At 67.9% G+C, this 26,563-nt stretch carries 24 protein-coding genes; 15 read left to right on the top strand and 9 right to left on the bottom strand.

What is annotated here, in order from left to right:
* Window positions 1-80: 80 nt before the first annotated feature.
* From panC to IAG39_RS02790, 3 genes are read right to left on the bottom strand one after another with little or no spacing between them, the layout of a single operon-like run.
* On the bottom strand, window positions 81-935 hold the full coding sequence (panC, locus tag IAG39_RS02800; RefSeq protein ID WP_118935156.1) for a pantoate--beta-alanine ligase: 855 nt from the start codon (window positions 933-935) through the stop codon (window positions 81-83).
* Window positions 936-971: 36 nt separating this feature from the next.
* Entirely contained in the window at window positions 972-1,862 is an 891-nt protein-coding gene (locus IAG39_RS02795; protein WP_059374014.1) for a segregation and condensation protein A, read from the bottom strand.
* A gap of 16 nt (window positions 1,863-1,878) precedes the next feature.
* Complete coding sequence (locus tag IAG39_RS02790) at window positions 1,879-2,067, bottom strand: DUF3460 family protein (protein ID WP_042796240.1); 189 nt, start codon at window positions 2,065-2,067, stop codon at window positions 1,879-1,881.
* A gap of 98 nt (window positions 2,068-2,165) precedes the next feature.
* Between IAG39_RS02790 and IAG39_RS02785 the strand changes: the two genes are divergently transcribed.
* The 12 genes from IAG39_RS02785 to IAG39_RS02730 all read left to right on the top strand — a co-directional run bounded on the left by IAG39_RS02785 (window position 2,166) and on the right by IAG39_RS02730 (window position 18,429).
* Window positions 2,166-3,620: a DHA2 family efflux MFS transporter permease subunit gene (locus IAG39_RS02785; protein ID WP_118935159.1), complete on the top strand. Its 1,455-nt coding sequence runs from the start codon at window positions 2,166-2,168 to the stop codon at window positions 3,618-3,620.
* Window positions 3,607-5,133, top strand: coding sequence for a glycerol kinase GlpK (glpK, locus tag IAG39_RS02780; protein WP_059374016.1), 1,527 nt, complete (start codon window positions 3,607-3,609; stop codon window positions 5,131-5,133). The genes IAG39_RS02785 and glpK overlap by 14 nt, the downstream gene beginning before the upstream one ends.
* 1,195 nt (window positions 5,134-6,328) lie before the next feature.
* The gene (locus IAG39_RS02775; RefSeq protein WP_059374017.1) at window positions 6,329-7,000 is read left to right on the top strand and encodes a response regulator transcription factor; all 672 of its coding nucleotides are present in this window, start codon (window positions 6,329-6,331) and stop codon (window positions 6,998-7,000) included.
* Window positions 6,987-9,473 carry an extracellular solute-binding protein gene (locus IAG39_RS02770; protein ID WP_059374018.1) on the top strand — a complete coding sequence of 829 codons (2,487 nt, stop codon included), beginning with the start codon at window positions 6,987-6,989 and terminating at the stop codon, window positions 9,471-9,473. The genes IAG39_RS02775 and IAG39_RS02770 overlap by 14 nt, the downstream gene beginning before the upstream one ends.
* Before the next feature lie 153 nt (window positions 9,474-9,626).
* The gene (locus IAG39_RS02765; RefSeq protein WP_059374019.1) at window positions 9,627-10,724 is read left to right on the top strand and encodes an ABC transporter substrate-binding protein; all 1,098 of its coding nucleotides are present in this window, start codon (window positions 9,627-9,629) and stop codon (window positions 10,722-10,724) included.
* Between the two features lie 144 nt (window positions 10,725-10,868).
* On the top strand, window positions 10,869-12,641 hold the full coding sequence (locus IAG39_RS02760) for an ABC transporter permease (protein WP_118935096.1): 1,773 nt from the start codon (window positions 10,869-10,871) through the stop codon (window positions 12,639-12,641).
* Entirely contained in the window at window positions 12,634-13,722 is a 1,089-nt protein-coding gene (locus IAG39_RS02755) for an ABC transporter ATP-binding protein (RefSeq protein ID WP_118935095.1), read from the top strand. The genes IAG39_RS02760 and IAG39_RS02755 overlap by 8 nt, the downstream gene beginning before the upstream one ends.
* A gap of 130 nt (window positions 13,723-13,852) precedes the next feature.
* Window positions 13,853-14,752: a TonB family protein gene (locus tag IAG39_RS02750; RefSeq protein ID WP_118935099.1), complete on the top strand. Its 900-nt coding sequence runs from the start codon at window positions 13,853-13,855 to the stop codon at window positions 14,750-14,752.
* On the top strand, window positions 14,749-15,612 hold the full coding sequence (gene aroE / locus IAG39_RS02745) for a shikimate dehydrogenase (RefSeq protein WP_059374022.1): 864 nt from the start codon (window positions 14,749-14,751) through the stop codon (window positions 15,610-15,612). Before IAG39_RS02750 ends, aroE begins: the two co-directional genes overlap by 4 nt.
* A gap of 5 nt (window positions 15,613-15,617) precedes the next feature.
* A complete protein-coding gene (gene mtgA, locus IAG39_RS02740; RefSeq protein WP_054458994.1) occupies window positions 15,618-16,340 on the top strand; it encodes a monofunctional biosynthetic peptidoglycan transglycosylase in 723 nt (240 codons plus the stop codon).
* 80 nt (window positions 16,341-16,420) lie between these two features.
* Window positions 16,421-17,599: an LPS export ABC transporter permease LptG gene (gene lptG, locus IAG39_RS02735; RefSeq protein ID WP_118935093.1), complete on the top strand. Its 1,179-nt coding sequence runs from the start codon at window positions 16,421-16,423 to the stop codon at window positions 17,597-17,599.
* The gene (locus tag IAG39_RS02730; protein WP_059374024.1) at window positions 17,596-18,429 is read left to right on the top strand and encodes a symmetrical bis(5'-nucleosyl)-tetraphosphatase; all 834 of its coding nucleotides are present in this window, start codon (window positions 17,596-17,598) and stop codon (window positions 18,427-18,429) included. Before lptG ends, IAG39_RS02730 begins: the two co-directional genes overlap by 4 nt.
* A gap of 918 nt (window positions 18,430-19,347) precedes the next feature.
* On the opposite strand, the gene IAG39_RS02725 is transcribed toward IAG39_RS02730, so the two are convergent.
* From IAG39_RS02725 to IAG39_RS02700, 6 genes are all read right to left on the bottom strand, one after another.
* Window positions 19,348-20,088: a lysophospholipid acyltransferase family protein gene (locus IAG39_RS02725; RefSeq protein ID WP_118935090.1), complete on the bottom strand. Its 741-nt coding sequence runs from the start codon at window positions 20,086-20,088 to the stop codon at window positions 19,348-19,350.
* A complete protein-coding gene (locus IAG39_RS02720) occupies window positions 20,085-21,374 on the bottom strand; it encodes a dihydroorotase (RefSeq protein WP_118935088.1) in 1,290 nt (429 codons plus the stop codon). Before IAG39_RS02720 ends, IAG39_RS02725 begins: the two co-directional genes overlap by 4 nt.
* Window positions 21,371-22,303 carry an aspartate carbamoyltransferase gene (locus tag IAG39_RS02715; RefSeq protein ID WP_187774076.1) on the bottom strand — a complete coding sequence of 311 codons (933 nt, stop codon included), beginning with the start codon at window positions 22,301-22,303 and terminating at the stop codon, window positions 21,371-21,373. Before IAG39_RS02715 ends, IAG39_RS02720 begins: the two co-directional genes overlap by 4 nt.
* A 21-nt stretch (window positions 22,304-22,324) precedes the next feature.
* Window positions 22,325-22,726, bottom strand: a complete 402-nt coding sequence (gene ruvX / locus IAG39_RS02710) for a Holliday junction resolvase RuvX (RefSeq protein ID WP_059377673.1) — start codon at window positions 22,724-22,726, stop codon at window positions 22,325-22,327.
* Complete coding sequence (locus tag IAG39_RS02705; protein WP_059377582.1) at window positions 22,719-23,306, bottom strand: YqgE/AlgH family protein; 588 nt, start codon at window positions 23,304-23,306, stop codon at window positions 22,719-22,721. The genes ruvX and IAG39_RS02705 overlap by 8 nt, the downstream gene beginning before the upstream one ends.
* Window positions 23,307-23,459: 153 nt before the next feature.
* Window positions 23,460-23,624, bottom strand: coding sequence for a rubredoxin (locus IAG39_RS02700; RefSeq protein ID WP_003814980.1), 165 nt, complete (start codon window positions 23,622-23,624; stop codon window positions 23,460-23,462).
* 155 nt (window positions 23,625-23,779) lie between these two features.
* Between IAG39_RS02700 and IAG39_RS02695 the strand changes: the two genes are divergently transcribed.
* From IAG39_RS02695 to hemL, 3 genes are read left to right on the top strand one after another with little or no spacing between them, the layout of a single operon-like run.
* On the top strand, window positions 23,780-24,589 hold the full coding sequence (locus tag IAG39_RS02695; RefSeq protein WP_118933643.1) for a bifunctional hydroxymethylpyrimidine kinase/phosphomethylpyrimidine kinase: 810 nt from the start codon (window positions 23,780-23,782) through the stop codon (window positions 24,587-24,589).
* Entirely contained in the window at window positions 24,586-25,251 is a 666-nt protein-coding gene (gene thiE / locus IAG39_RS02690) for a thiamine phosphate synthase (protein ID WP_118933642.1), read from the top strand. The genes IAG39_RS02695 and thiE overlap by 4 nt, the downstream gene beginning before the upstream one ends.
* A gap of 5 nt (window positions 25,252-25,256) precedes the next feature.
* A complete protein-coding gene (gene hemL, locus IAG39_RS02685; RefSeq protein ID WP_118933641.1) occupies window positions 25,257-26,534 on the top strand; it encodes a glutamate-1-semialdehyde 2,1-aminomutase in 1,278 nt (425 codons plus the stop codon).
* Window positions 26,535-26,563 lie beyond the last annotated feature (29 nt).

Here is a 26,563-nt window from a genome sequence, read left to right as displayed (position 1 = left end):
CTGATCCGCCGCCCGTCACGACGTAAGCTGGTAATTCTTTCAGGGGTGGACATGAACGCCACCCCTGGGGCCTTGCCGCGTCAGGCCGTGTAGGCCAGCTCCAGATTGTCGATCAGGCGGGTCGTGCCCAGCTTGGCCGCCGCCAGCGCCACCAACGGTTCGCCGGCCTGCAGGTCGGCGGCGTCGGGACGCTTGAGATCGCGCTGGCGGCGCAGGGCCACGTAGTCCACCTGCCAGCCGCGCCGGGTCAGGGTCTCGACGGCTTCGCGCTCCAGCGCGGCGGCATCGCGCTCGCCCTGGGCCAGACGCTCGTTGGCGTGCCGCAGCGCGGCATACAACGCGGGCGCCTCGGCGCGATCGGCGTCGCTGAGGTAACGGTTGCGGGAGGACAAGGCCAGGCCGTCGTCGGCGCGCACGGTCTCGTGGGCCAGCACTTCGACGGGCAGCTGGAACTGGCGGCACATATTGCGCACCACCATCAGCTGCTGGTAATCCTTCTTGCCAAACACCGCCACGCGCGGCTGCACGCAGGAAAACAGCTTCAGCACCACGGTGCTGACGCCTTCGAAGAAGCCCGGGCGGAATTCGCCTTCCAGGATGTCGCCCAGATCGTCGGGAGGCTGGACGCGGAAGTTCTGCGGCTCGGGATACATCTCGCGCTCGTTCGGCGCGAACAGCACGTACACGTCGCGCTCGCGCTCGAGCTTCTCGATGTCGGCGGCGAGCGTGCGGGGATATTGGTCGAAGTCTTCGTTGGGGCCGAACTGCAGGCGGTTCACGAAGATGCTGGCCACCACCGGGTCGCCATGCTGGCGCGCCAGCTTCATCAGGGACAGGTGGCCTTCGTGCAAATTGCCCATGGTGGGCACGAACGACACGCGATTCTGGCCGCGCAGGTGATCGCGCAATTCCTGGATGGTGTGTACGACTTTCAAGGAGTTTCTCCGGGGTTGGGGGCAGCCCGGTCAGGATCAGGCCGCGACCGCCGCCACGCTGGTGTAGGCCAGGCGCACATAGATGGGAGCATAGGGCTCGGCCTGCGTAATTTCCAGCAAGGACTCGCGCGCCAGTTCCAGCATGGCGATGAAATGCACGACGACCACCGCCGCGGGCGCGCCTTCGCGCACGCGTTCCATGAACAGGTCGCCGAATTCCATGAAACGCACGTCGTTCAGGCGCCGCAGGATGTGCGTCATGTGATCGCGCACGGACAGCTGTTCGCGCGTGATGTGATGGTGCTGGTTCAGCTTGGCCCGCTTCATGATGTCGGCCCAGGCCGCGCGCAGGTCGTCCACGCTGACCTCGGGCAGCATGCGCTCCACGCTCAGGTCGGCCACCGCCTGGCTGCTGACGAAGTCGCGGCCCAGCTGCGGCATCGCGTCCAGCTTCTGGGCGGCCAGCTTCATCTGCTCGTATTCGAGCAGGCGGCGCACGAGTTCGGCGCGCGGATCTTCCGGCTCTTCGCCGGTGTCGGTCTTCTTGACCGGCAGCAGCATGCGCGACTTGATCTCGATGAGCATCGCCGCCATCAGCAGGTACTCGGCGGCCAGCTCCAGATTGTGGATGCGGATCTGCTCCACATACGACAGATACTGCCGCGTGACATCCGCCATGGGGATGTCCAGCACGTTGAAGTTCTGTTTGCGGATCAGGTAGAGCAGCAGGTCCAGCGGCCCTTCAAACGCTTCCAGGAACACTTCCAGCGCATCCGGCGGGATGTACAGGTCCGTGGGCATCTGGAACAGCGGCTCGCCATACAGGCGCGCGAACGCCACGCTGTCGATCGTGTCAGGGGTGCTGTCGACGGGCGGTTCCACTAGCGCGGCCAGGGCGTCGCCCGGGACGGAAGCGTTTTGGGCCATGATTGCCGCAATGGGCTCAGTCGGCCTGGTAGACGTACGGCTTTTGCGGCACACGGGCCGCGCGGAAGCCTTCCAGCAGCTCCGAGTCCTGCGGTTTGTCCCAAAGGCGGGCGCGGCCCTCGCGCTGGCGCTCTTCGGTGCCAGGATGCGATTTCTTGTAGTCCTTCAGGAAAAGGGTGATCTCGGATTCGTAGTTGGTCGCCATGGCACCAATTTCAATGGGTTTCGGATGTAGGGAGTTTACTTCACGGCGGCCCACCCCCCGGCGTTACAATCTCGCGGCACCCATCGCCCCCGCCCGCCATGTCCGCAGAAACCGCAGCAGCAGCCCGTCCCGCTCCTCTTTCCAATGAGCAAGCCGCGCGCGCGGCGCGCATGATTCCCTTCATCGTAGGCTGTGCGCTGTTCATGCAGATGCTGGACGCCACCGTGGTGGCCACCGCCCTGCCAGCCATGGCCCACGCCTTGGGGTCGACCCCGGTGCGGCTGAACGTGGCCATCACCTCCTACCTGCTGTCGGTGGCGGTATTCGTGCCCGTCAGCGGCTGGGCGGCCGACCGCTACGGCGCGCGGCGGGTGTTCGTGGCGGCGATCGGCCTGTTCACGCTCAGCTCGGTGGCCTGTGCGCTGTCCCAGGATCTGCCGCAACTGGTCCTGGCCCGCATCGTCCAGGGGATGGCGGGCGCAATGATGGTGCCAGTGGGACGCATCATCCTGCTGCGCACCGTGCCCAAGCAGGACTTGCTGAAGGCCATGTCCTTCCTTTCCATTCCGGCCCTGCTGGGCCCCGTGATCGGACCGCCGCTGGGCGGCTTCATGGTCACCTATATGTCCTGGCACTGGATCTTCCTGATCAATATCCCTATCGGCGTCCTGGGAATTTTCCTGGTGCTGCGCTACGTCGCGGAGATCCGCGAGGAAGCCGCCCCGCGCCTGGACTGGCCGGGCTTCCTGCTCAGCTCAATCTGCCTGGCGGCCCTGGTCAGCGGTTTCGAGGCCATCGGCCGCGACGTCATGCCGCTGTCCATGCTGCTGGGGCTGATCGCGGTGGGCACGGTCTGCGGCCTGCTCTACGGCTGGCACGCCAAGCGCACCGAGCACCCCATCATCGACCTCTCGCTGATGCGGATCCCCACCTTCGCCATCTCCACGCTGGGCGGCAATCTGTGCCGCTTCGCCGTGGGCGCCACCCCCTTCCTGCTGGCCATGCTGCTGCAGGTGGGCTTTGGCCTGACGCCGTTCGCGGCCGGCCTGATCACTTTCGCCAGCGCCGCGGGCGCACTGCTGATGAAGTTCGTGGCCACCCCGATCGTGAAGCACTTCGGCTTTCGCCGAGTCCTGACCGTGAACGCCGTGCTGGCGGGTGCGTTCATCGTGGTCTGCGGCGCCTTCACGCCCGCCACGCCGGTGTGGCTGATGATCGCGGTCCTGCTGGTCGGAGGCTTTTTCCGTTCGCTACAGTTCACCGGGGTAAATACGCTAACCTATGCCGACATCCCCCCGTCCAAGATGAGCCGCGCCAGCAGTTTCGCCGCGATGGCGCAGCAACTGGGCATCAGCCTGGGCGTGGGCGTGGCCGCGGTGACGCTGAACATCAGCATGTCCTTGCGCGGCGCGGAAACGCTGGCGATCCGCGATGTCGTCGCGGGCTTCATCGTCGTCGGCTTGCTGTGCATGGCTTCGACCTTCTCCTTTAGACGCCTCGACCCTCTGGCCGGGGCACACCTGAACGGCGCTAAACAAAGTGACGACGAATGAATTTGTCCTAGCCCTGGACCAGGGCACGACCAGCTCCCGCGCAATCGTGTTCGACCGTGAGGGCGTGGTGCGCGGCGTGGGCCAGCGCGAATTCCGCCAGCACTACCCGCGGCCGGGCTGGGTCGAGCACGACGCCAGCGAGATCTGGCACAGCCAGCTGGACGTGGCGCGCGAAGCCCTGCGCAATGCCGCCGCGACCGCCGCCGACATCGCCGCCATCGGCATCACCAATCAGCGCGAAACCACCCTGATCTGGGAACGCGCCACCGGCCGCCCGCTGGCGCGCGCCATCGTCTGGCAGGACCGCCGCACGGCACCGCTATGCGACCAGTTGCGCCAGGACGGCCACGCCGCTTTCCTGCAATCGCGCACCGGCCTGGTGCTGGACGCCTATTTCTCCGGCACCAAGCTCGCCTGGCTGCTGGACCACGTGCCGGGCGCGCGCCAGATGGCCGACCGCGGCGAACTGGCCTTCGGCACGGTGGACACCTGGCTGATCTGGCAACTGACCGGCGGCGCGGTGCACAGCACCGACCCGAGCAACGCCTCGCGCACCATGCTGTTCGACCTGCACACGCAGGACTGGAACGACGAGATCCTGGCGCTGCTGAAGATCCCGCGCAGCGTGCTGCCCAACATTGCGCCCAGCAGCGCGGTGGTGGGCGACGCCCTGCCAGAGTGGCTGGGCGGCTCCATCCCGATCGCCGGCAACGCCGGCGACCAGCAGGCGGCCACCTTCGGCCAGGCCTGCTTTACGCCCGGCATGGCCAAGAACACCTACGGCACCGGCTGCTTCATGCTGATGAACGTAGGCGAAAAACCGGTGCAATCCCACAACAATCTGCTGTCCACGGTGGGCTGGGGCCTGCCGCAAGCCGGCAACAGCGGCTGGCGTCCGACCTACATGCTGGAAGGCGGCGTGTTCGTGGCCGGCGCCGCGGTGCAATGGCTGCGCGATGGCCTGGGCATCATCCAGCGTTCGGAAGAAATCGAATCCCTGGCCGCCAGCGTGGCCGACACCGACGACGTCTTCATGGTCCCGGCCTTCGCCGGCCTGGGCGCGCCGCACTGGGATCCCTATGCGCGCGGCACGCTGGTGGGCCTGACCCGCGGCACCACCCGCGCCCACATCGCCCGCGCCACGCTGGAATCCATCGCGCTGCAAAGCGCCGAACTGCTGACCTGCATGAACGGCGACAGCGGCATCGCGCTGACCGAGCTGCGCGTGGACGGCGGCGCCGCCCGCAACGACCTGCTGATGCAGATGCAGGCAGATTTGCTGGGCGTCCCGGTGGTCCGTCCGCGCGTGTCGGAATCGACGGCGCTGGGGGCTGCGGGGTTGGCAGGGCTGGCGGTCGGGTTCTGGTCGGGGCTGGATGAATTCGCGTCGAAGTGGCAGGCGGAGCGGACGTTCGAACCGACCTGGCCGGAGTCTGTACGGGCGGCGCGGATGAAGCGGTGGCGGCAGGCGGTGGAGTTGTCGAAGGGGTGGGCGGATAGCGCTGGGAAGTAGGCGGGCTTTGTAGCTTTCTGGTTTTGAGTGCGCCCGAGGTTTCTCGTTGGCAGGGTTTCGGGGTGCCGGTCCTGTGCTTCGTCGGCCGCTCTGCTTCGTAGGCCGCTCTGCTTCGTAGGCCGCTCTGCTTCGTAGGCCGCTCTGCTTCGTAGGCCGCTCTGCTTCGTAGGCCGCTCTGCTTCGTAGGCCGCTCTGCTTCGTAGGCCGCTCTGCTTCGTAGGCCGCTCTGCTTCGTAGGCCGCTCTGCTTCGTAGGCCGCTCTGCTTCGTAGGCCGCTCTGCTTCGTAGGCCGCTCTGCTTCGTAGGCCGCTCTGCTTCGTAGGCCGCTCTGCTTCGTAGGCCGCTCTGCTTCGTAGGCCGCTCTGCTTCGTAGGCCGCCCGTCGGTGCGGACGCCTGAGTGGCGGGCGCCCACGATTGCGGTCCGGAGCCTTCGCTCCGGACTTCCCCTTCGTCATCTTCGTCCAGGCCTGCGGCCTTCCCTTCAGATTCCCTCGGGCGCATCGAGGTTGCCCGCCACTCAGGCGCCCGCACCGACGGGCTACTTGAATCTTGGTTTGGTGCGCTGCTAGAGCCGTGGTCTGGGACGACTCTTGTATTGCCCGCCATTCTCGGCCGCGCGGGCGGCCGAGAATGGCATACGTGATTCCTTGAATTTCAATTGTGTTCGCTTGCGCGAATGCGGTGAGCCGTTGACTAATGGTCGCCAGCTCATGGGGGATGGGCGGTGATGGGTGGCGCGCGATGGCGAACCGCTTGCGCATGCCGACCGTCACGCGCGCCACCCATCCGGCACTGGGGTTGAAATGACGATTGTTGGCCTACCGACCTGCTTCGGCGCCCTACGTACCAAAATTCACCAACCACCAGTTGCACTCCCCAACAGCGCGCAGCGTCATCACGCCACGCAAGACACCGCGTAAGCCCCAAAAGGCCGCCCGCGCGGCCGGCCTGGGGCGGGCCCCGCAAGACACGCCAACTTCCCACCGCCCGTGGCCAGAACGCCAAGCACGCCGGCCGTCCCAGCGCCCGTGAAGATTCATCCGGCAGAGCCTGTCGCGTCGGCGGCCTGCGGGGCGCAGGCCGCCGACGCGACAGGCGTCTTAAGAACCAAGCCCGCGCCCGCATCAAGACCCACAGAACCTCCACAGCCCTATAAACTCCCCCCGAAAGCAACAAAAGACACGGAGGCAACACATGCGCATTTTGCTGGTCGAGGACAATCTCGATCTCGGCGATGCCGTGGAAAGCAAGCTGCGTTTTGCCGGCCATAGCGTGCAATGGGTGCGCGACGGCGTGGCGGCGCTGCGTTGGGGCTTGGACGAGACCTGGGATGCCCTGGTGCTGGACATCAATCTGCCCGGCAAAGATGGTTTCACCGTCATCCGCGAACTGCGCGCCGCCGGGCTGGAAGCCCCCGTGCTGGTCATGACCGCGCGCGCCGAAATCGAAGACAAGATCGACATGCTGGACCTGGGCGCCGACGACTATCTGGTCAAGCCCTTCGATCTGCGCGAACTTGAAGCCCGGCTGCGGGCGCTGATGCGCCGCCCCGCTGGCCAGACCAGCAGCGTCACCGTCTACGGCAACCTCAGCCTGGACCTTGCCAACCGCAATGTCAGCGTGGCCGGCGCGCCGCTGGAGCTGGGGCGGCGTGAATTCCGGCTGCTGGAGATCCTGCTAGGCAAGCTGGGCCAGACCGTCGCCAAGGAACGGCTGATGAACCAGCTCTTCGACCTGGACGACGGCACCCTCAATGCGCTGGAGCTGCTGATATCGCGGCTGCGCAAGAAGCTGACGGGCGCCTCGATCGATATCGTCACCGTGCGCGGCGTCGGCTATCAGGCCCGCAGCCATGAAGAACCCTGAGAACTTTTCCATCCGCCGCCGCGTCTTGGCGCTGGGGGTGCTGCTGCTGGCCTGCGCGCTGATCGGGCTGGTGTTCTTCCTGCGCGGCTACGCGCAGCGCGCGGCGGAACAGGCTTTCGACCGGCTGCTGGCGGCCTCGGCGCTGACCATTGCCGGCTCGGTGCAGATCGAAGACAACAACGTCACCGTCGAACCGCCGGTGTCCTCGCTGGCCATGCTGTCCGGCGGCGAGCGGGTGTTCTACGAAGCCCGCACCTCGAACGGCCGCCTCATCACCGGCTATGACGACCTGGCGCCCGGCATGCCCCTGGCGCAGTCGGCCACGCCGGTGTTCGCCTATCTGCGCTATCACGACGAACCTGTCCGCGTCGCCACCGTGGGCCGGCTGGTGTCCGCCAGCCAACATGCCGGCTGGGTCACGGTGCGCGTGGCCGAGACGCTGGGGTCGCGCGAAGCGCTGGCCGACGAGATCCTGGGACGTACCGCGCTGCCGCTGGTGGTGGTGTCCCTGGTGGCGCTGGGCCTGCTGTGGTTCGGCGTGCAGCGGGCCTTCGCGCCGCTGGCGGTGGTGGAGCGCGAGTTGCGCAGCCGCGCGCCCGACGACCTGGCGCCGCTGGTGACGCCCGTGCCGCGCGAAGTGCGGCGGCTGGTCGAAGCGCTGAACGCCTTCATGCAGCGCCTGTCCGGCGTCATGGGTACGCTCAACACCCTGGTGGCGGACGCCGCCCACCAGGTCCGTACGCCGCTGGCCTCGCTGCGCGCTCAAGCCGAAGTCGCCCTGGAGGAAACCGATCAGCAGAGGCTGCACGCGCGCCTCGAACGCATCCATCTGAACGCCACCCATGCCAGCCAGTTGATCAACCAGCTGCTGATGGACGCCACCATCACGCACCGCCTGGGCAAGGGATCGCGCACGCTGGTGGGCGTGGCCGAGACCGTCAACGAAACGCGCCGCCGCATCGGTCCGCTGGAAACGCAGCGGCTGCGCATCGAGATCGCGCCCGAGGTCCGCCGCGCCCGCATCGCCGGCGACCGCGTCGCCTTGCGCGAGATGCTGCGCAACCTGGTGGACAACGCCCTGCGCTATGCGCCCGACGGCCCCGTGGACATCCAGGCCACGCCTGTGGCGGGCTTTCGCGTTGCGCTCACCGTGTCGGACCGCGGGCCGGGCGTGGCCGACGACGAAAAGGACGCCGTGCAGCAGCGTTTCACCCGCGGCCGCGCCGGCGAAACACAGCCTGGGTCGGGGCTGGGGCTGTCCATCGTGCGCTCGGTGGCTGCCGCCCACGGCGGTTCGCTCTGGCTGCAAGACCGTCCGGGCGGCGGCCTGACGGCGCGCGTGATCCTGCCGCTGGCGCGTTCCGCGCCGGGACGCGCGGCAGCCGCCTGCCTGGGCGCGTTGTGCATGGCGGGCCTGCTGCTGGCCTCGGCCCCCGCCGAGGTACGCGCCGCCGACATCGCGGCAATCGTCACCCGCTACCCCGCGCCGCAGCCCACGTCCCGCGTCCTGACCATCGCCGGCCCCACGGATACGCCGGTGGTCGCGCCGCTGATCCAGGGCTTCCAGTCGCAACGGCCGGACGTCACCGTGGTGTACCGCGAGATGGGCAGCCGCGAACTCTACGAAGCCGCCATCGCCGGGCAGTTGAAGGATGTGGACGTGCTGATGAGTTCGGCCTCGGACCTGCAGATCCGGCTGGCCAACGACGGCTATGCGATGAGCTATTCCTCGCCCTATGCCGCCAAGCTGCCCTCCTGGGCCATCTGGCGCCACGAGGTCTACGGTTTCACCTTCGAGCCGGCCGTCATCGTCTACAACCCCAAGCGCTATACCGAAGCCACCGTGCCGCGCTCGCGCCAGGACCTGCTGCGCCTGCTGGAACGCGACGCCGCGAAGCTGCGCGGCCGCATCGGCACCTATGACATCGCGACCAGCAGCGTGGGCTATCTGCTGGCCGAACAGGACGAGCTGGTGTCGTCGAACTTCTGGGGGCTGGCCAACGCCATGGGCCAGGCTGGCGTGCGCCTGTCGGCCACCAGCGCCGAGATCCTGGACGCCATCGAGAGCGACCAGATCGACATCGGCTACAACATCCTCGGCTCCTACGCGCTGTCGCGACAGGCGGCGGGCGCGCCCATCGGCGTGGTCTTTCCGCAGGACTACGTGCTGGTGCTGGCGCGCTCGGTGCTGATCGCGCGCACCGCGCCCAGCCCGGAACTGGGCCGCGCGCTGGTGGACTGGCTGCTGTCTCCGGCCGGCCAGCAGGTGGCGTCCAGCCATGCCGCGCTGGGTTCCATCATGGAGGACACCCCCGGGCGCTGGACCTCCGAAGCGGTGCTGGCGCGCTCCCAGGGCATCGTGCAGCCAGTGGTGCTGAGCCCCGCCCTGCTGGTCGGCCTGGACCAGCGCCGCCATTCGCGCTTCGTGCAGAACTGGATCCGGCTGGTGACCGACACGCCCGCGCGGCCGTAACGTTTTTGGGCGCGCCGCGCCCACCCCGCCCAGGGATTTCCCCTAGTCGCGTCCCGCCGCCATGACAGGACGACGACAGACGCCGGCTCCTAAGATGCCCGCAAGCTGGACACGGATCCCGCTCCAACCACAAGACTCATCGGAGACACACCCATGCTTGCCAAGTCCCAACTGGCGGCCGCCTGCGCCGCTGCATTCGCCCTTGCCGCCGGCAGCGCCTTTGCGCAGCAAGTGCCGGCCGGCTATCCGGCCGACTACCAGAAGATCCTGGACGGCGCCAAGAAGGAAGGCAAGGTCGTCATCTATTCGACCACCGACACCAAGGCCGCCGGCCCCGTCATCAAGGGCTTCGAAGCGCTGTACCCGGGCATCAAGGTCGAATACAACGACATGAACAGCACCGAGCTCTACAACCGCTACATCAGCGAGCAGGCGGCCGGTGGCACCAGCGGCGACGTCGTCTGGAGCTCGTCGATGGACTCGGCCCTGAAGCTGGCCAGCGACTACGCCCTGCAATACAAGTCGCCGGAAGTCGGCAAGCTGCCGGCCTGGGCGGTGTGGAAGGATTCGGCCTACGGCACCACCTATGAACCGGCCGTGTTCATCTACAACAAGCGCCTGATCCCCGCCGCCGAGGTGCCCACCACGCACGGCGCCCTGGCCAAGCTGATCGCCAGCCAGCCGGACAAGTTCAAGAACAAGGTCACCACCTACGACATCGAGAAGTCGGCCGTGGGCTTCATGCTGGCGGTGCAGGACAAGGTCAACGACCCCAAGTACTTCGAGACGCTCAAGGGCATCGCCGCAGGCGGCCTGATCGTGCAATCGTCCACCGGCACCATGATGGAACGCGTGTCCTCCGGCGAAAACCTGATCGGCTACAACATCCTGGGTTCCTACGCCGAAACGCGCGCCAAGAGCGACCCGTCGCTGGGCGTGGCCTACCCGACCGACTACGCGCTGGTTCTGTCGCGCGTGGCCTTCATCAGCAAGAAGGCCAAGAACCGCAACGCCGCCAAGCTGTGGATGGACTACCTGCTGTCGCAGAAGGGCCAGACCATCCTGGCGAACCAGGCCGACCTGGCCTCCGTGCGCGACGACATCGAAGGCGACAACGACGTCGACGGCATGACCAAGAAGCTGGGCGCCTCGCTCAAGCCGATCCCGGTCAACGAAACGCTGCTGGACTACCTGGAGCAGAACAAGCGCCTGCAGTTCATCAAGGACTGGCGCGCCGCGGCAGGCAAGTAATGCCGCGCAGCCCGGAGCCACGGTTCCGGGCCGCCTCGCGCGCAGAGGACGGCGGCGCGCCGCCGTCCGCCTGACCGCCGCCGGGGCGGTCGCCCCCGACCCGGCCGCGCGACCTCCGCGCCATTCAAGAACACAGGATTCCCCATGCAGTCATTGCGCTCGAAATGGCAGTCCCTGCCCCGCGGCGTGGTGGTGCTGATCACGGCTTTGGCCATCTATGTGCCGCTGTCGTTCATCATCATCCAGAGCTTTCTGTCCGCGCCCTTTTTCTCGCCGTCCAAGGTCTTCAGCCTGGACGCGTTCCGCTTCATCTTTGCGGATCCCGATTTCTACAAAGCCCTGAAAAGCGGCTTCATCCTGGCCTTCGGCCTGGCCGTCATCGCCATCCCGCTGGGCGGCATGCTGGCCTTCCTGATGATACGCACGGACCTGCCCGGCCGCCGCTGGATCGAGCCGCTGATCCTGGTGCCGGTGTTCGTGTCGCCCATGGTGCTGGGCTTCGGCTACGTGGTGGCGGCGGGTCCGGTCGGCTTTTTCTCGACCTGGGCGCAAAACATCCTGGGCTTCGTGCCCTGGAACGTCTATTCGCTGACCAGCATCGTCATCATCGCCGGCCTGACCCACGTGCCGCACGCCTACCTGTACATCTCGTCGGCGCTGCGCAGCATGGGTTCCGACGTCGAGGAAGCCGCGCGCGTGTCCGGCGCCTCGCCGCTGCGCGTGATGGTGTCGGTCAGCCTGCCCATGGTGCGCCCGGCCATGCTGTATGCCACCGTGCTGCTGTTCTTCCTGGGCCTGGAAGTATTCGGCCTGGTGCTGGTGCTGGGCGATCCGGAAGGCAACCTGGTGCTGGCGACGTATCTGTACAAGCTCACCAACAAGCTGGGTATCCCGTCCTATCACCTGATGGCCGCCGTGGCCGTGGTGCTGATCTGCATGACGATTCCGCTGGTGATGCTGCAGCGCCGCCTGATGCGCACCGCCAACCGCTTCGTCACGGTCAAGGGCAAGGCCTCGCGCGCCCGCGCCCTGCCGCTGGGCAAGTGGCGCTGGGTGGCCGGCGCAGTGGTGGCGTTCTGGCTGCTGGTGACCATCGTGGTGCCGCTGTTGGGCGTGCTGCTGCGTGCGTTCGTGTCCAACTGGGGCATGGGCGTGTCGCTGCTGGACGTGCTGTCGCTGGACGCGTTCCGCACCGTGTTCTCGCAGCCCAACCTGATGCGCGCCATCGTCAACTCGGTGGCCATCGGCGTGTTCGGCGGCGCGCTGGCCGTGTTCTGCTACATGTTCGTGGGCCTGGCCATGCACCGCAAGCCGGACAACGTCACCCGCTTCATGGACTACAGCGTGCTGGTGCCGCGCGCGGTGCCGGGCCTCCTGGCCGGCCTGGCGTTCCTGTGGGTGTTTCTGTTCGTGCCGATGTGGCTGGACAACGCCCTGGACGAAGGCGGCTGGCTGTCGGCCCTGCCCTTCGCGGAATGGCTGCGCGAGAACTTCATCGAATGGCTGCGCGCCATGCGCAGCACCATCTTCAGCGTGTGGCTGGCCTACACGGTGGTGTGGATGGCCTATGGCCTGCGGCTGATTTCCTCGACCTTGCTGCAAGTAGGTCCGGAACTGGAAGAAGCCGCCCGCAGCGCCGGCGCGCGCCGCGGCCAAGTCACCCGCCACGTCACGGTGCCGCTGGCCAAGTACGGCCTGATCGGTTCCTGGCTGCTGATGTTCCTGATCTTCGAGCGCGAGTACTCCACCGGCGTCTATCTGCTGTCGCCCGGCACCGAAACCATCGGCTCCATGCTGGTGTCGCTGTGGGCCTCGGGCGCCATCGACATCGTGGCCGCGCTTTCCTTCATCAATATCGTTCTGGTCGTGATCGGCCTGGGCGTCGCCCTGCGATTCGGAGTCAAACTTCATGATTGAGCTTTCTGTAGAAGACCTGCACCTGGATTACGGCGACAACCCGGTGCTCAAGGGCGTGTCGATGCAACTGCGCCAAGGCGAAGTGGTGTCGCTGCTGGGCCCCTCGGGCAGCGGCAAGACCACGCTGCTGCGCGCCGTGGCCGGCCTGGAAGGTCCCAAGCGCGGCCGCATCACCATCGGCGAACGCGTCGTCTACGACGGCGCGGCGAAGAAGGAGATCCCGGCCGAGGAGCGCAACCTGGGCCTGGTGTTCCAGTCCTACGCGCTGTGGCCGCACAAGACCGTGTTCGAGAACGTGGCCTACCCGCTCAAGCTGCGCAAGGTGCCCGGCGCCGAGGTGCGCGAACGCGTGCAGGCCGTGCTGGACCAGCTGGGCCTGGGCAAGCTGGGCCAGCGCCATCCGCACGCCCTGTCCGGCGGCCAGCAGCAGCGCGTGGCCATCGGCCGGGCGCTGGTGTACAGCCCGCCGGTCATCCTGCTGGACGAACCGCTGTCCAACCTGGACGCCAAGCTGCGCGAGGAGGCCCGCGCCTTCCTGCGCGAGCTGATCATCCGGCTGGGCCTGTCGGCCTTGATGGTGACGCATGACCAGAGCGAAGCCATGGCGATTTCGGACCGCATCCTGCTGCTGAACAACGGCAAGATCGAACAACAGGGCACGCCGCAGGAGATGTACGGTTCCCCGTCCACCCTGTTCACCGCCGAATTCATGGGCAGCAACAACCGGCTGGACGGCAAGGTCACCGAGGTTCGCGACGGCCAGGCCCGCATCGAAGGGCGCGGCTGGTCGCTGTGGGGCAAGGCCAGCCCGGGGGTGGCCCAGGGCCAGGACGGCACCGCCGTCATCCGGGTGGAGCAAGTGCGGCTGGCGGACGACCCCGACGGCAACCACGTGGACATGCCGCTGCTGACCAGCATGTATCTGGGCGACCGCTGGGAGTACCTGTTCCGCACCCCCGACGCCGACCCGGCCCATACCCTGGCCCTGCGCGCCTATGGCCCCGAAGGCCGCGAGCCCGGCCCTTGCCGGCTGTCGCTGCCGGCCAGCAAGGTCTGGGTCTTTCCCCGCACGGCCGCCTGAAGCGCCGTCCGGATTCCGCCCCGGGGGCTATTGCAGACCCGGGGCCAGGGCTTACGCACGTCAGGCCTAGGCTTTCCGTGTGAACCGCCACGGGCGCCCGGCGGACCTGGACTCGCTCTACAATGCGCAGGTGCAACGCCTCGCTGATTCCTCCTCCTCGCTGAGCCGTTACCTGCGGTGGCTGGGCGCACCCGCCCAGCATTACCTGCGCATCGGCATCGCGATATCGCTGTTGGTGCACGCCGGCGCCCTGGCGTGGCGCTTCGGCGCGCCCGCGCTCTCGCGCCCGCCAGTCACCAGCCTGGAAGTCGTGCTGCTCAATGCCCGCAGCGAAACGCCGCCGGAAACGCCGCGCGCGCAGGCCCAGAACCAGATGACTGGCGGCGGCAACGCCGAGCGCGGCATGTCCACCACCCCGCTGCCCCGCACCGGCGAATCGGCCGAAACCATCGTGCTGGAGGCCATGCGGCGCCGCCAGGTGCAATTGGAAGCCGAACAGACCCGCCTGATGACCCAGCTGCGCGCCGCCGACAAGGCAGGCGCCGAGCGCCAGGCCGTCAACCCCTGGCCCGACGGCGCCGACCTCGGCCGCGACGCCGAGGACCAGGCCAGCGTCATCCAGAGCGCCCAGGTGGCCGCGCTGGCGGCGCGGGTCCAGCAATACAGCGCCGAACCGCGCAAGCAATTCGTGGCGCCTTCCGCCGAGGCCTCGCGCTACGCCGCCTACCTGGACGCCTGGCGCACCCGCATCGAAACGGTCGGCACCCAGCATTACCCGGACGAGGCCCGCGGCCGCATCTACGGATCCCTGCGCATCACGGTGTCGGTGCGCGCCGACGGCAGCATCGCCAATGTCGAGATCGACCAGCCCTCGCCGCACGCCGTGCTGAACCAGGCGGCCCGCCGCATCGTCCAGCTGGCCGCTCCCTTCCCGCCGTTCCCGCCCGATATCGCGCGCGACACGGACGTGCTGGTCATCACCCGCACCTGGCATTTCGTCAACGACACCCTGGAAACACAAGCCCCATGACCGAGGCGCCCCCTCTCGCCAGATACGCCGTCATCGGCAACCCCATCGCGCACAGCCGCTCACCCCAGATCCACGCCATGTTTGCCGAGCAGACCGGCAAGCCGCTGCGCTACGAGCGCCTGCTGGCCCCGGTGGACGGCTTTGCCGAGGCGGTCGCCGCCTTCGTCGCCGAGGGCGGGCTGGGCCTGAACGTAACGGTGCCCTTCAAGCTGGACGCCTACACCCTGGCCGCCGGCCGCCTGTCCAGCCGCGCCCGCCTGGCCGGCGCGGTCAACACCCTGTCCTGGCGCGACGGCGCCTGGCATGGCTGCAATACCGACGGCGTGGGCCTGGTGTCGGACCTGCTGCGCCTGGGCGTGCGCCTCACCGGGGCGTCCGTGCTGCTGGTCGGCGCGGGCGGCGCAGCGCGCGGCGTGCTGCAGCCGCTGGCCGAGGCCGGCTGCGCCCGCATCCACATCGTCAACCGCACCGCATCCAAGGCGGAAGAACTGGCTGCCTCCTGGCACGAGAGCGGCGTGTCGCCGCAGACGGCTGTCACGGGCGGCAGCCTGGCGGACGCCGCCCTGGCCGGCGGCTGGAACCTGGTCATCAACGCCACCGCCAGCGGCCTGCAGAACGCCGCCCCGGACCTGCCCCCGGGCCTCTACGCGCCCGGCGCCGCCGCCTACGACATGATGTACGGCGCCCAGCCCACCGCCTTCATGCAGCAGGCCCAAGCCGACGGCGCCGCCCTCACGGCCGACGGCCTGGGCATGCTGGTGGGCCAGGCGGCCGAAAGCTTCTACATCTGGCATGGCGTGCGTCCCGACCCCGCCCCGGTGCTGGCCGCGCTGCGCGAGGCCCTCAAGGCCGGGCAATAGACCGCATGGCGACGCGCAAGGGCCGCTCCTGGTTCCGGATCATCAGTGGCGCGCTGATGGCGCTGGTGTGCCTGGTGCTGCTCTACCAGTTCTGGCTGTTCGCCCAGGTGGTTTGGTACAACTATCGCCCCCCGGGCAGCAGCGCGATCATGCGCGAGGAACGCTCCCGCCTGAGCGACGGCAACCCCGATTTCGAGCTGAAGTACGAATGGGTGCCCTACGACAAGATCAACCGCAACCTCAAACGCGCGGTGGTGGCGTCCGAGGACTCCAACTTCACCGAGCACGACGGCGTCGAGTGGGACGCCATCCGCAAGGCCTGGGAATACAACCAGAAGCAGCAGGAAGCCGGCCGCAGCAAGATGCGCGGCGGCTCCACCATCACCCAGCAGCTGGCCAAGAACCTGTTTCTGTCCAGTTCCCGCAGCTATATCCGCAAGGGCCAGGAACTCGTCCTGACCTACATGATCGAACACGTCATGAGCAAGGAGCGGATCCTGGAGCTGTATCTGAACGTGGCCGAATGGGGCGAAGGCGTATTCGGCGCCCAGGCTGCCGCCAAGCACTATTTCAATACTTCCGCCGCCAACCTCGGGGCCAGCCAGTCGGCCCGGCTGGCGGCCATGCTGCCCAACCCGCGCTTCTATGACGCCCACCGCAATACCCGGTACCTGAACTCCCGGGTCGGCGTCCTGACGCGGCGAATGCAGATGGTCGACATTCCCTGACACGGATCCGGCGCTCCGGCCCCCACCCTCGGCGGCGGGATTTGTTAAGCTTTCGGGTTTAGGCGTTCCTCCATTTCTTCATGCGTACCGCACGTCGCTACCTGGCCCGCGAGATCTATCGCTCTTGCGCAGTGGTCCTCATGGCCCTGCTGGGCCTTTTCACGTTCTTCGCGCTGGTGGACGATCTGGACAACGTCGGCGACAAGTTCTCCATGATGGCCCTGCTGTACATGCAGGCGCTGGCGATCCCGACCCGTCTCTACGACCTGCTTCCCATCGGCCTGCTGATCGGCGCCATTCTGGCGCTGGCGGGCCTGGCCCAGCGCAACGAACTGGTCATCCTGCGGGTGTCCGGCGTCAGCGGCATGAAGCTGCTGCGCATGCTCTGGATCGTCACGATTCCGCTGATGATAGGCGCGGCCCTGCTGTCCGAGTACGTCACGCCCTGGGCCGAAATCAAATCCGGCGAGGCCAACCTGCTGTTCCGCGGCAAGGCCGGCGGCGACCGCCTCAAGAGCGGCTACTGGTTCAAGGAACCCACCGCCGACGGCGGCACCCGCATCATCAACATCGGCGAACTCAAGGGCGACGGCCAGGTCAGCTCCGTCATCCTCTACGAGTTCAAGAAAGACCTGACGCTGTCCGCCCTGTCCACCGCGCCGACCGGCCTGTTCACCCGCGGCGATCTGCTGCTCAAGGACGTCACCGAAACCCGGCTGGACGACGAAGCCGCAGACGCGCTGGCCAACGCGCGTCCGCCCAAGCACCCGCCCGCCACCGTGGTCAAGGTCCCCGAGCGCAATATCGACACCACCCTCAGCGCCGAACGCCTGCTGGCCCGCGTGCTGACACCTGAACGCATGTCCATCGCCACGCTGCTGGACTATGTGGATTATTTGCGCAACAACCAGCTGCAATATGGTCGACAGGTCGTCGCCTTGTGGCGCAAACTGGCGTATCCGTTCACCCTGCTGGTCATGATCACCATTGCCGCTCCGATCGGCCTGATGCAAACGCGCCGCGGCGGCGTAGGCGCCAAGGTCTTCATCGGCATCCTGCTCGGCGTGGGCTTCTTCATGCTGAACCAGCTGGCCCTGAACGTGGGCATGCTGGGCAAATGGCCAGCCTGGCTGACCGCCCTGGGTCCGAACATCGGCGCCATGATCGTGGCGTTGGGCGCCATGAGCTACATGGAGTACCGCCACACCATCACGCGGATCGTGCAACAACGTTGGCCTTGGAGCAAAAGTCCCGCATGAACGGCAGTATCTGGATGATCGGCGACGTGCAGGGCTGCTGCTCGCCGCTGGATCGCTTGCTGTCCCATCCCGAACTGGTCGGCGACCCCCAGTCGCGCTTCTGGTTCGCCGGAGATCTGGTCAACCGCGGCCCCGAGTCGCTGGAAACCCTGCGCCGCATCATCGACCTGGGCGACCGCGCGACCTCGGTGCTGGGCAACCATGACCTGCACCTGCTGGCCACGGCCGCGGGGGTGCGCAAGCCGTCCAAATCGGACACGCTCGAGGGCATCCTGCGCGCGCCGGACGCGGCCGACCTGATCAATTGGCTGCGCTTTCGCCCGCTGGCCCACTTCGAACAGAACCACCTGCTGGTGCACGCCGGCACGCTGGCCAAATGGGACGTGGCCAAGACGCTGGCGCTGGCTGGCGAAGTCCAGGACGCCCTGCGCGGACCGAACTGGCAGAAGGCGCTGCAAAAGATGTATGGCAACGAGCCTGCCACGTGGAAAGAAGACCACAAGGGCGGCAAGCGCATGCGGGTCATCATCAACGCGCTGACGCGCATCCGCCTGTGCACGCCCAACGGTCACATGGAATTCGCCACCAAGGTGACGCCGGGCGCCTGGCCTACCGGCCTGGTGCCCTGGTTCGACGTGCCCAACCGCGCCACACGGAATGTCACGACGGTGTTCGGCCATTGGTCGACGCTGGGGCTATTGCAACGGCCGGATGTGATCTGCCTGGATACGGGGTGCGTTTGGGGCGGGTCGCTGACGGCTTTGCGGTTGCAGGATCGGAGGCTGGTGCAGGTCAAGTGTTCGCAGTTTCAGGATCCGTTGTCTGAGTAGGTTTGAGGCTTTCTCGGTCGCACTGGATGCTTCCGTAGGCGGTTCTCAGTCGCACTGGATGCTTCGTAGGCCGTTCCCAGTCACACGGGATGCTTCGTAGGCCGCCCGTCGGCGCGGACGCCTGAGTGGCGGGCGCCCACGATTGCGGTCCGGAGCCTTCGCTCCGGACTGCCCCGTCGTCATCTTCGTCCAGGCCTGCGGCCTTCCCTTCAGATTCCCTCGGGCGCATCGAGGTTGCCCGCCACTCAGGCGACCGCACCGACGGGCTACTTGAATCTTGGTTTGGTGCAGCGCTGGAGCCGTGGTCGGGGACGAATCCTGAGCTGCCCGTCATTCTCGGCCGCGCGGGCGGCCGAGAATGACATACGTGATTCCTTGAATTTCAATTGTGTTCGCTTGCGCGAATGCGGTGAGCCGTTGACTAATGGTCGCCAGCTCATGGGGGATGGGCGGTGATGGGTGGCGCGCGATGGCGAACCGCTTGCGCATGCCGACCGTCACGCGCGCCACCCATCCGGCACTGGGGTTGAAATGACGATTGTTGGCCTACCGACGCACTTCGGCGCCCTACGCACCACAATTCACCAACCACCTGCGCGCAGCGTCATCACGCGACGCAAGACACCGCGTAAGCCCCAAAAGGCCGCCCGCGCGGCCGGCCTGGGGCGGGCCCCGCAAGACACGCCCCCAACCACTGCTCTAGCGGCGCAACAAGCCAAGACGCACGTAGTCCGTCGGCGCGGGCGGCGTGGCGGCTCGCAACCTCGATGCGCCCGAGGGAATCTGAAGGGAAGGCCGAAGGCCTGGACGAAGATGACGACGGGGCAGTCCGGAGCGAACGCTCCGGACCGCAATCGTGGGCGCGAGCCGCCACGCCGCCCGCGACGACGGACGACCTACGAAGCGCTCTAGCCTTAGCTACAGCACACTCAAAATCGCATCCCGGGCCTGATGCGAAAGCTCCAGCCGCGTAGGCAGGCTCCCGTCCGGGTGTCGCGCCGCCAACGGCGGCAGGAACACCACTTCGACGGCCAAGCCCGTCACGCCCAGCACCCGCCAGAGATTCGCGACCAAGGACTCCTCTCCCACGAACGCCGCATAGCCGCTGCGCTTGCCGTGCTGCAGGAAGCGCAAGGCCACCGGTTGGATCTCGACGGCGGCCGAACGTGCCGGTTCGAACAGGCTGGCATGGAAGGGCAATAGCTCGAAGCCCTCGCTGGTCGTGCCTTCGGGAAACAATCCCACCGCATCGCCCTGCTTGAAGCGGGCATGCATGGATTCACCCATGGCGTGCACCGCATGCCGCTGGCCGCGTTCGATGAAGAGCGTGCCGGCGCCGGCCACCAGCCAACCGATGATCGGCCAGCTGCGGATTTCGCTCTTGGCGACGAAGGAGGTGGCGCGCGCCGAATTCAACACGAAGATGTCGATCCAGGACACGTGATTGGCCACCAGCAGCACCGGACCGGTCAGGCGCGGCTCGCCCTTGAGGACGACCCGCAGACCACAGAAGGCCATCAGGCAGCGCGACCAGCGGCGATTCAGCCAGGCCCGTGCTTTGGGGCCGATCACGGGATACACCAGGCCCACGCACAAGAGGCCGAAGAGAATCCAGGGCACCACGAGGAACAGCCTAAGAACAAAGCGCAGCAGCTTCAAACCGGAGTCTCCCAGGCCAGGCTGCCACCTACCACGGTGGCGCGGACGCGGCCGGGCAGCATCATACCCGCGAACGGGGTATGGCCGCTGCGGCTTTGCAGCGCGCCGGGCATCACCAGCCATTCGGCTTCCAGGTCGGCCAGGCACAGGTCTGCTGGCGCTCCCACGCCCAGATGGCCCGCGGCTGCGGCCAGTGGCGCAACGCTGGCCAGCACCGCGGCGGGGCCGCAAGTGACGCGCGCCAGCGCTTCGGCCAGGGGCCGGCGGTGATCGCGCGCCCACTTCAGGGCCAGGGACAGCAGCAGCTCCAGCCCGGTAGCGCCGGGCTCGGCCAAGGGGAACGGCACGGCTTTGGCGGCGTCGTCGATCGGATTGTGATCGGAGCACAGCGCATCGACCGTGCCGTCGGCCAATGCGGCCAGGATCGCGTCGCGGTCGCGCTGGCCGCGCAGCGGCGGGTTCAGGCGGAAGTCCGTGTTGAAGAAGCCGATGTCGACGTCGGTCAGGTGCAGGTTGTGGACGGACACATCGGCCGTGACCGGCAAGCCCTCGCGCCGGGCGGCGCGCAGCAGTTCCAGTCCGGCGGCCGAGGACAGCCGCGTCAGGTGCACGCGCGCGCCGGTGACGCGCTGCAATTCGAAAATGGTGTGCAGCGCCACGGTTTCCGCCTGCGGCGGCAGCCCTTCGAGGCCCAGGCGCTCGGCGTAGGCGCCGCTTGCAGCCACGGCGCCGCGCGCGAGCCACGGATCCTGCGGACGCAGCCACAGCGCCAGGCCCATGCCGCCGGCATAGCGCATCGCGCCCCACAGCACGCGCGTATCGGCGATGCCCTGCTCGCCCTGCGTATAGGCCAGGCAGCCGGCCTGCGCCAGCAGGCCCATCTCGGCCAGCGTTTCGCCGGCCAGTCCCACCGTCATCGCGCCCAACGGATGGACCCGGCATTGCCCGGCCTCGGCGTGGCGCATCAGGGCCTCGGCCTTGCCGGGCTCGTCCAGCGGCGCGCCGGGATCCGGCGGCAGCACCAGCCGGGTGACGCCGCCAGCAAGCGCCGCGCGCAGTTCGGCGGCGGCGAAGGCCGCCGCGCCCGGTTGCGTAACGCGCGCGGACAGATCGATCAGGCCCGGCAGCACCGCCAGCCCGCTTGCGTCCAGGGAGCGATCCGCTTGAAAACCGTCGGGCGCGCGGCCCACGGCGACGACGTGGCCGTCGGCGATGTAGAGATCGTGCCGTCCGTCCACCGCATTGGCGGGATCGATCAGCCGGCCATTGGCGATATGCAGCCTCACGATGCGTCTCCGGTCAGCAATTCCATGGCGGCCAGGCGCAAATGCTGTTCGATATCCGCCAGCCGCGCCTCGATGGGCGCCAGGCTGGCCGACACATCGCCGTCGACCTCGATGCCGGGCGTCAGCGCGCCCGCCGGCAGCAACAGAGCATCGGTGCGGGCCGCGGCCAGGGCCTCCGGCGTCAGGCCGTAGGCCTGCGCGTATTCGCGGGCGGAAGGCAGTTGCGCGCCGCTGATCCCTTCCACATGCAAGGGCAGCGCGATGACCACGTCCGCATCCTGCAAGCCTTCGCGCAGCGTGGCGCAGGCGCGCACGCCGAGCTGCGGCAGTCCGTCAGGCAACAGGGTGCGCGGCGCGGCGGCGCGGACTTCGGGCACGCCCAGCGTGGTCATGGCATGGATGACGGAACGCGCCACGCGCGAGTGGCGGATGTCGCCCACCAGCGTCACGGCCAGATTGGTCAGGTCCTGCCGCGCGTCGAGCATGGCTTGCACCAGCGCCAGCGCGGGCAAGGGATCGGCGTGGCTGCCGTCGCCCGCGTTAAGGATGCGCAGGCCTGGCGCCGCGTGCGCGGCCGCGCAATGCGCCGCGCCGCTGGCGCCATGGCGCAGCACCAGCAGGCCCGGGGCCAAGCGCGCGACGGTTGCGGCCAGCGCGTCGCCGGCCTGCGGATCCAGGGCCACCGCAGACAGCGACAAGCGCTGCGCAGCGGCGGTGTAGGCGTCGCGGTCCTGCGCGGACTCGTCGGGCAGGCACAGGAATACCGGCATCGCGGGCGATGGGCAGGCCGGCGCCGCCCCCGCGGCATCGCCGCGCGCCGCCCAGGCGCGCGCCGCGTCCAGCAGCCGTTCGACATGCCGGCGGGGCAGCCCTTCGGTGGTCAACAGGTGTATCAGTTCGCCGCGGCGATCGAGTTGCGGATTGAGCATAGGCAGTCCGGACCGCGCGCCTCAGGACGCAGGCAGAGTGTCCAGGTATCGTTGCAGGATAACGGCAGCCGCCATCGCGTCGTCGGCGGCATGGGTGCCGAGCAGGCGCTGCGCCTCCATGCTGGAGCCGCGTTCGTCGACCAGTTCGACGGCCAGGCCGAAGCGGCCGTGCAGTTGGTTGGCGAAGCGGCGGCAGCGCGCGGTGGCGGGCTGTTCGCCGCCGTCGGCGTCCAGCGCCAGCCCCACCACGACGCGGTGGGGCTGCCACTCCTGCAGCAGCGCCGCGATGCGGCCGAAGCGCGCCTCGCGGACTTCGCTGAAGATGATTTCCAGCGGACGCGCCTGGCGCGTCAGCGTATTGCCGATGGCGATGCCGATCTTCTTCTCGCCAAAATCGAAGGCAAGCAGGGTCTCTTCAGGCATGTCCGGCATCGCCCGCCAGCATCACCGGATCGATGCCCAGCAGCTTCAGCGCGGCCGGATAGCGTTCCTCGGGGGGCACGTCGAAAATGATGTTATCGTCGGCGCCCACGCTGAGCCAGGCGTTCTGCGCCATCTCGCTTTCGAGCTGGCCCGCGCCCCAGCCGGCGTAGCCCAGCGTGACCAGCATGCGGGCCGGCCCCTTGCCGTCGGCCACGGCCTGCAGCACGTCGCGCGAGGTGGTCAGCGCCATGTCGCCCAGCTTGATGCTGGAGCTGTAGTCGCCGGCCGGCGCATGCAGCACGAAACCGCGGTCGGTCTGCACCGGACCGCCAAAGAAGACCAGGGTGTCCTTCACGGGACCGATTTCGAGCGTCAGGTCGATGCGCTCGAACAGGGTGCCCAGCGTCAGGTCGGTGGGCCGGTTGATGACCAGGCCCAGCGCGCCACGTTCAGTATGTTCGCAGACATAGATGACCGAACCCGCCAGGCTGCCTTCAACCATGCCGGGCATGGCGATCAGGAATTGGTTGGCGAAATTGGCTGCCTGCGTCGCGGCGTCTTCGTGATGTTTTTCCGTCATGGCAACCCCTACATGGGTAATCTGAAAGAACCGTGGGGAGGCCGCGCGTACCCAGCAATCATCATGCCTGGCGGCAGGTCCGGCCCACGGTTGCGAAGGATGGGGCGTAGCCCCATCTTACGAGCCTTGGCGGAATATGTCGGCGCTGTGGCCTCAGATTTCCATCAATTCGAAGTCCTCTTTGCGGGCGCCGCATTCAGGACAGACCCAGTTTGGGGGCACGTCTTCCCAGCGGGTGCCGGGCGCAATGCCTTCGTCGGGCAGGCCGGCCTCTTCGTCATAGACCCAGCCGCAAATCAAACACATCCAAGTACGCATAGTTCTCTCTTACATCAATCCAGGCCCTTGCCCGGCATCAGGGCAAAGGTAAGGGGCTTCCATTAGAATGGGGACAATCTTACCGAAACCCAATAGGGGTTCCCCTGATTCACCGCAAATGAGTCCGGGCGCCCCTCCACTCTAACGCTGTCCAAGTGGCCCCCGTTACTCCCCCTCTCGTTTTGGTCTTCGGTCCGCTCGATCCCTCGGGCTCCGACGGCTTGCCGGCAGACGCCGTCACTTGCGCCAGCCTGGGTTGCCATGGTCTGGCGGCCGTGACCGCGCTGACCGTGCGGGATACCGCCGGCATCGAAGAAATCCATCCCGTTACGCCTGACCTGCTGGACGACCAGGCTCGCTGCCTGCTCGAAGACATGTCCGTGCAGGCCATCAAGGTGGGCGGACTATACACCGCCGAAACCGCCAGCGTCGCGGCGCAGATCGCCGCCGATTACAGCCAGGTGCCGCTGGTCCTGCATCTGGGCCAGCGCGCCCAGCCGCCGGCCGACGCCGCCGACGAGGACGATGCCGACGACCTGCTGGCCGCCACCCTGGAGCTGGTGCTGCCGCAGACGGACCTGCTGATCATCGAGCACCTGCGCCTGGCGCAGTGGCACGCCGACGGTGACATTGATATCGGGGACGCACCGACGCCCATGCATGCCCTGCTGGCGGCGGGCGCGGAATGGGTCCTGGTCCTGGGCAGCCCGCAGCGGCCCGGCCACTACGCCAACATGCTGCTGGGACCCAACGGCCAGACCTCCATCCTGCCATGGCATGCGCCCCCGGACCGCAACGGCGACGCCGGCGGCGTGGCCGCCGCTGCCATTGCGGCCATGCTGGCTCGCGGCCTGGAAATGCCGGAAGCCGTGCGCCAGGGACTGGCGCACGCCGACGCGGCAGTCGCCGCCAGCTTCCTGCCGGGCATGGGCCGGCGCATTCCCAACCGGATTCCCTCCCAATGAAAGCGCTGCGCTTCCCCACTGGCCTCTATGGCGTCACCCCCGAATGGGACGATACCGAGCGCCTGCTGCTGGCGGTGCGCCAGGCCGCCGCGGGCGGCATGCGCTCGCTGCAGCTGCGCCGCAAGAACGTGCCCGACGCCGTGCGCGCCGCCCAGGCCCGCGCGCTGGCGCCGCTGTGCCGCGAACTGGGCGTGGTCTTCCTGATCAATGACGACTGGCGCCTGGCGCTGGAAGTGGGCGCCGACGGCGCGCACGTCGGCCGCGAGGACGAAAGCCTGGCGCGCATCCGCGCCGAGGCCGGCCCCGACCTGATCCTGGGCGGCTCCAGCTACGACGACCTGGGCCGCGCGCGGGAACTGCTGGCCGCGGGCGCCGACTACATCGCCTTCGGCGCCATGTTTGCCTCCACCGTCAAACCCGATACCGTGCGCGCGCCGCTTTCGGTCCTGACCGAAGCGCGCCGCCTGACGGACAACTGCGATGCGCCCCGGCCCGCGGTCGTCGCCATCGGCGGCATCACGCCCGACAACGCGCCGCTGGTGGCGCAGGCCGGGGCCGACTCCATCGCCGTCATCACCGCGCTATTCGAGGCGCCCAGCATCCGCGCCGCCGCGGCCGCATGCTCCGCGCCTTACTCCGACAACCCCAACCGCAAGCCTTGAACGCCATGTCCAGTAACGCCCAGCTTTTCGAACGCGCCTGCCGCAGCATCCCCGGCGGCGTCAACTCGCCCGTGCGCGCCTTCCGCTCCGTGGGCGGCACGCCGCGCTTCATCAAGCGCGCGCAAGGCCCGTATGTGTGGGACGCGGAAGACAAGCAGTACATCGACTACGTCGGTTCCTGGGGCCCCGCCATCCTCGGCCACTCGCATCCTGAAGTAGTGCGCGCGGTGCAGGAAGCCGCAGTCAACGGCCTGTCCTTCGGCGCCCCCACCGAAGCGGAAATCGAGCTGGCCGAAGTGCTGATCTCGCGCCTGCCTTCGCTGGAGCAGGTGCGCCTGGTCAGCTCGGGCACGGAAGCGACCATGACGGCCATCCGCCTGGCCCGCGGCGCCACCGGCCGCGCCAAGATCGTGAAATTCGAAGGCTGCTACCACGGCCATTCGGACAGCCTGCTGGTCAAGGCCGGCTCCGGCCTGCTGACCTTCGGCAACCCCAGCTCGGCCGGCGTGCCGCCGGAATTCGTCTCGCACACGCTGACCCTGGAATACAACAACCTGGACGCCGTGCGCGAGGCTTTCGCCCAGCATGGCGCCGACATCGCCTGCATCATCGTCGAGCCGGTCGCCGGCAACATGAACCTGATCAAGCCGGCCCCGGGCTTCCTGGAAGGCCTGCGCGAAGTCTGCACGCAGCACGGCGCGCTGCTGATCTTCGACGAAGTCATGACCGGCTTCCGCGTCGGCCCGCAAGGCGTGCAGGGGCTTACCGGCGTCAAGCCCGACATCACCACGCTGGCCAAGGTGATCGGCGGCGGCATGCCGGTGGGCGCCTTCGGCGGCAGCGCCGAGATCATGAAGAACATCGCCCCGCTGGGCGGCGTCTACCAGGCCGGCACGCTGTCGGGCAACCCGGTGGCCGTGGCCGCGGGCCTGGCCACGATGCGCCTGATCGCCGCTCCGGGCTTCTACGACAAGCTCGCAGCCCAGACCGCCAAGCTCGCCCAGGGCCTGCAGGAACGCGCCCGCGCCGCCGGCCTGGCCTTCTCGGCCGACTCGGTGGGCGGCATGTTCGGCATCTACTTCAGCGATAAGATCCCGACCTCGTTCGCTGAAGTCTCGGCCTGCGACACCGCGGCGTTCAATCGTTTTTTCCACGCCATGCTGGACCACGGCGTGCATTTCGCGCCGTCCGCCTTCGAAGCGGGCTTCGTCTCGGCCACGCACGATGACGCGGTGATCAAGTCCACCCTGGACATCGCCGAAAAGGTCTTCGCGTCCATGTAACGACGCCGGGGAGCCGGCCTGCGGCCGCT

The organism is Achromobacter xylosoxidans (genome assembly GCF_014490035.1).
GTDB lineage: Bacteria > Pseudomonadota > Gammaproteobacteria > Burkholderiales > Burkholderiaceae_B > Achromobacter > Achromobacter bronchisepticus_A.
This window is presented reverse-complemented; position numbering and strand designations above follow the sequence as displayed.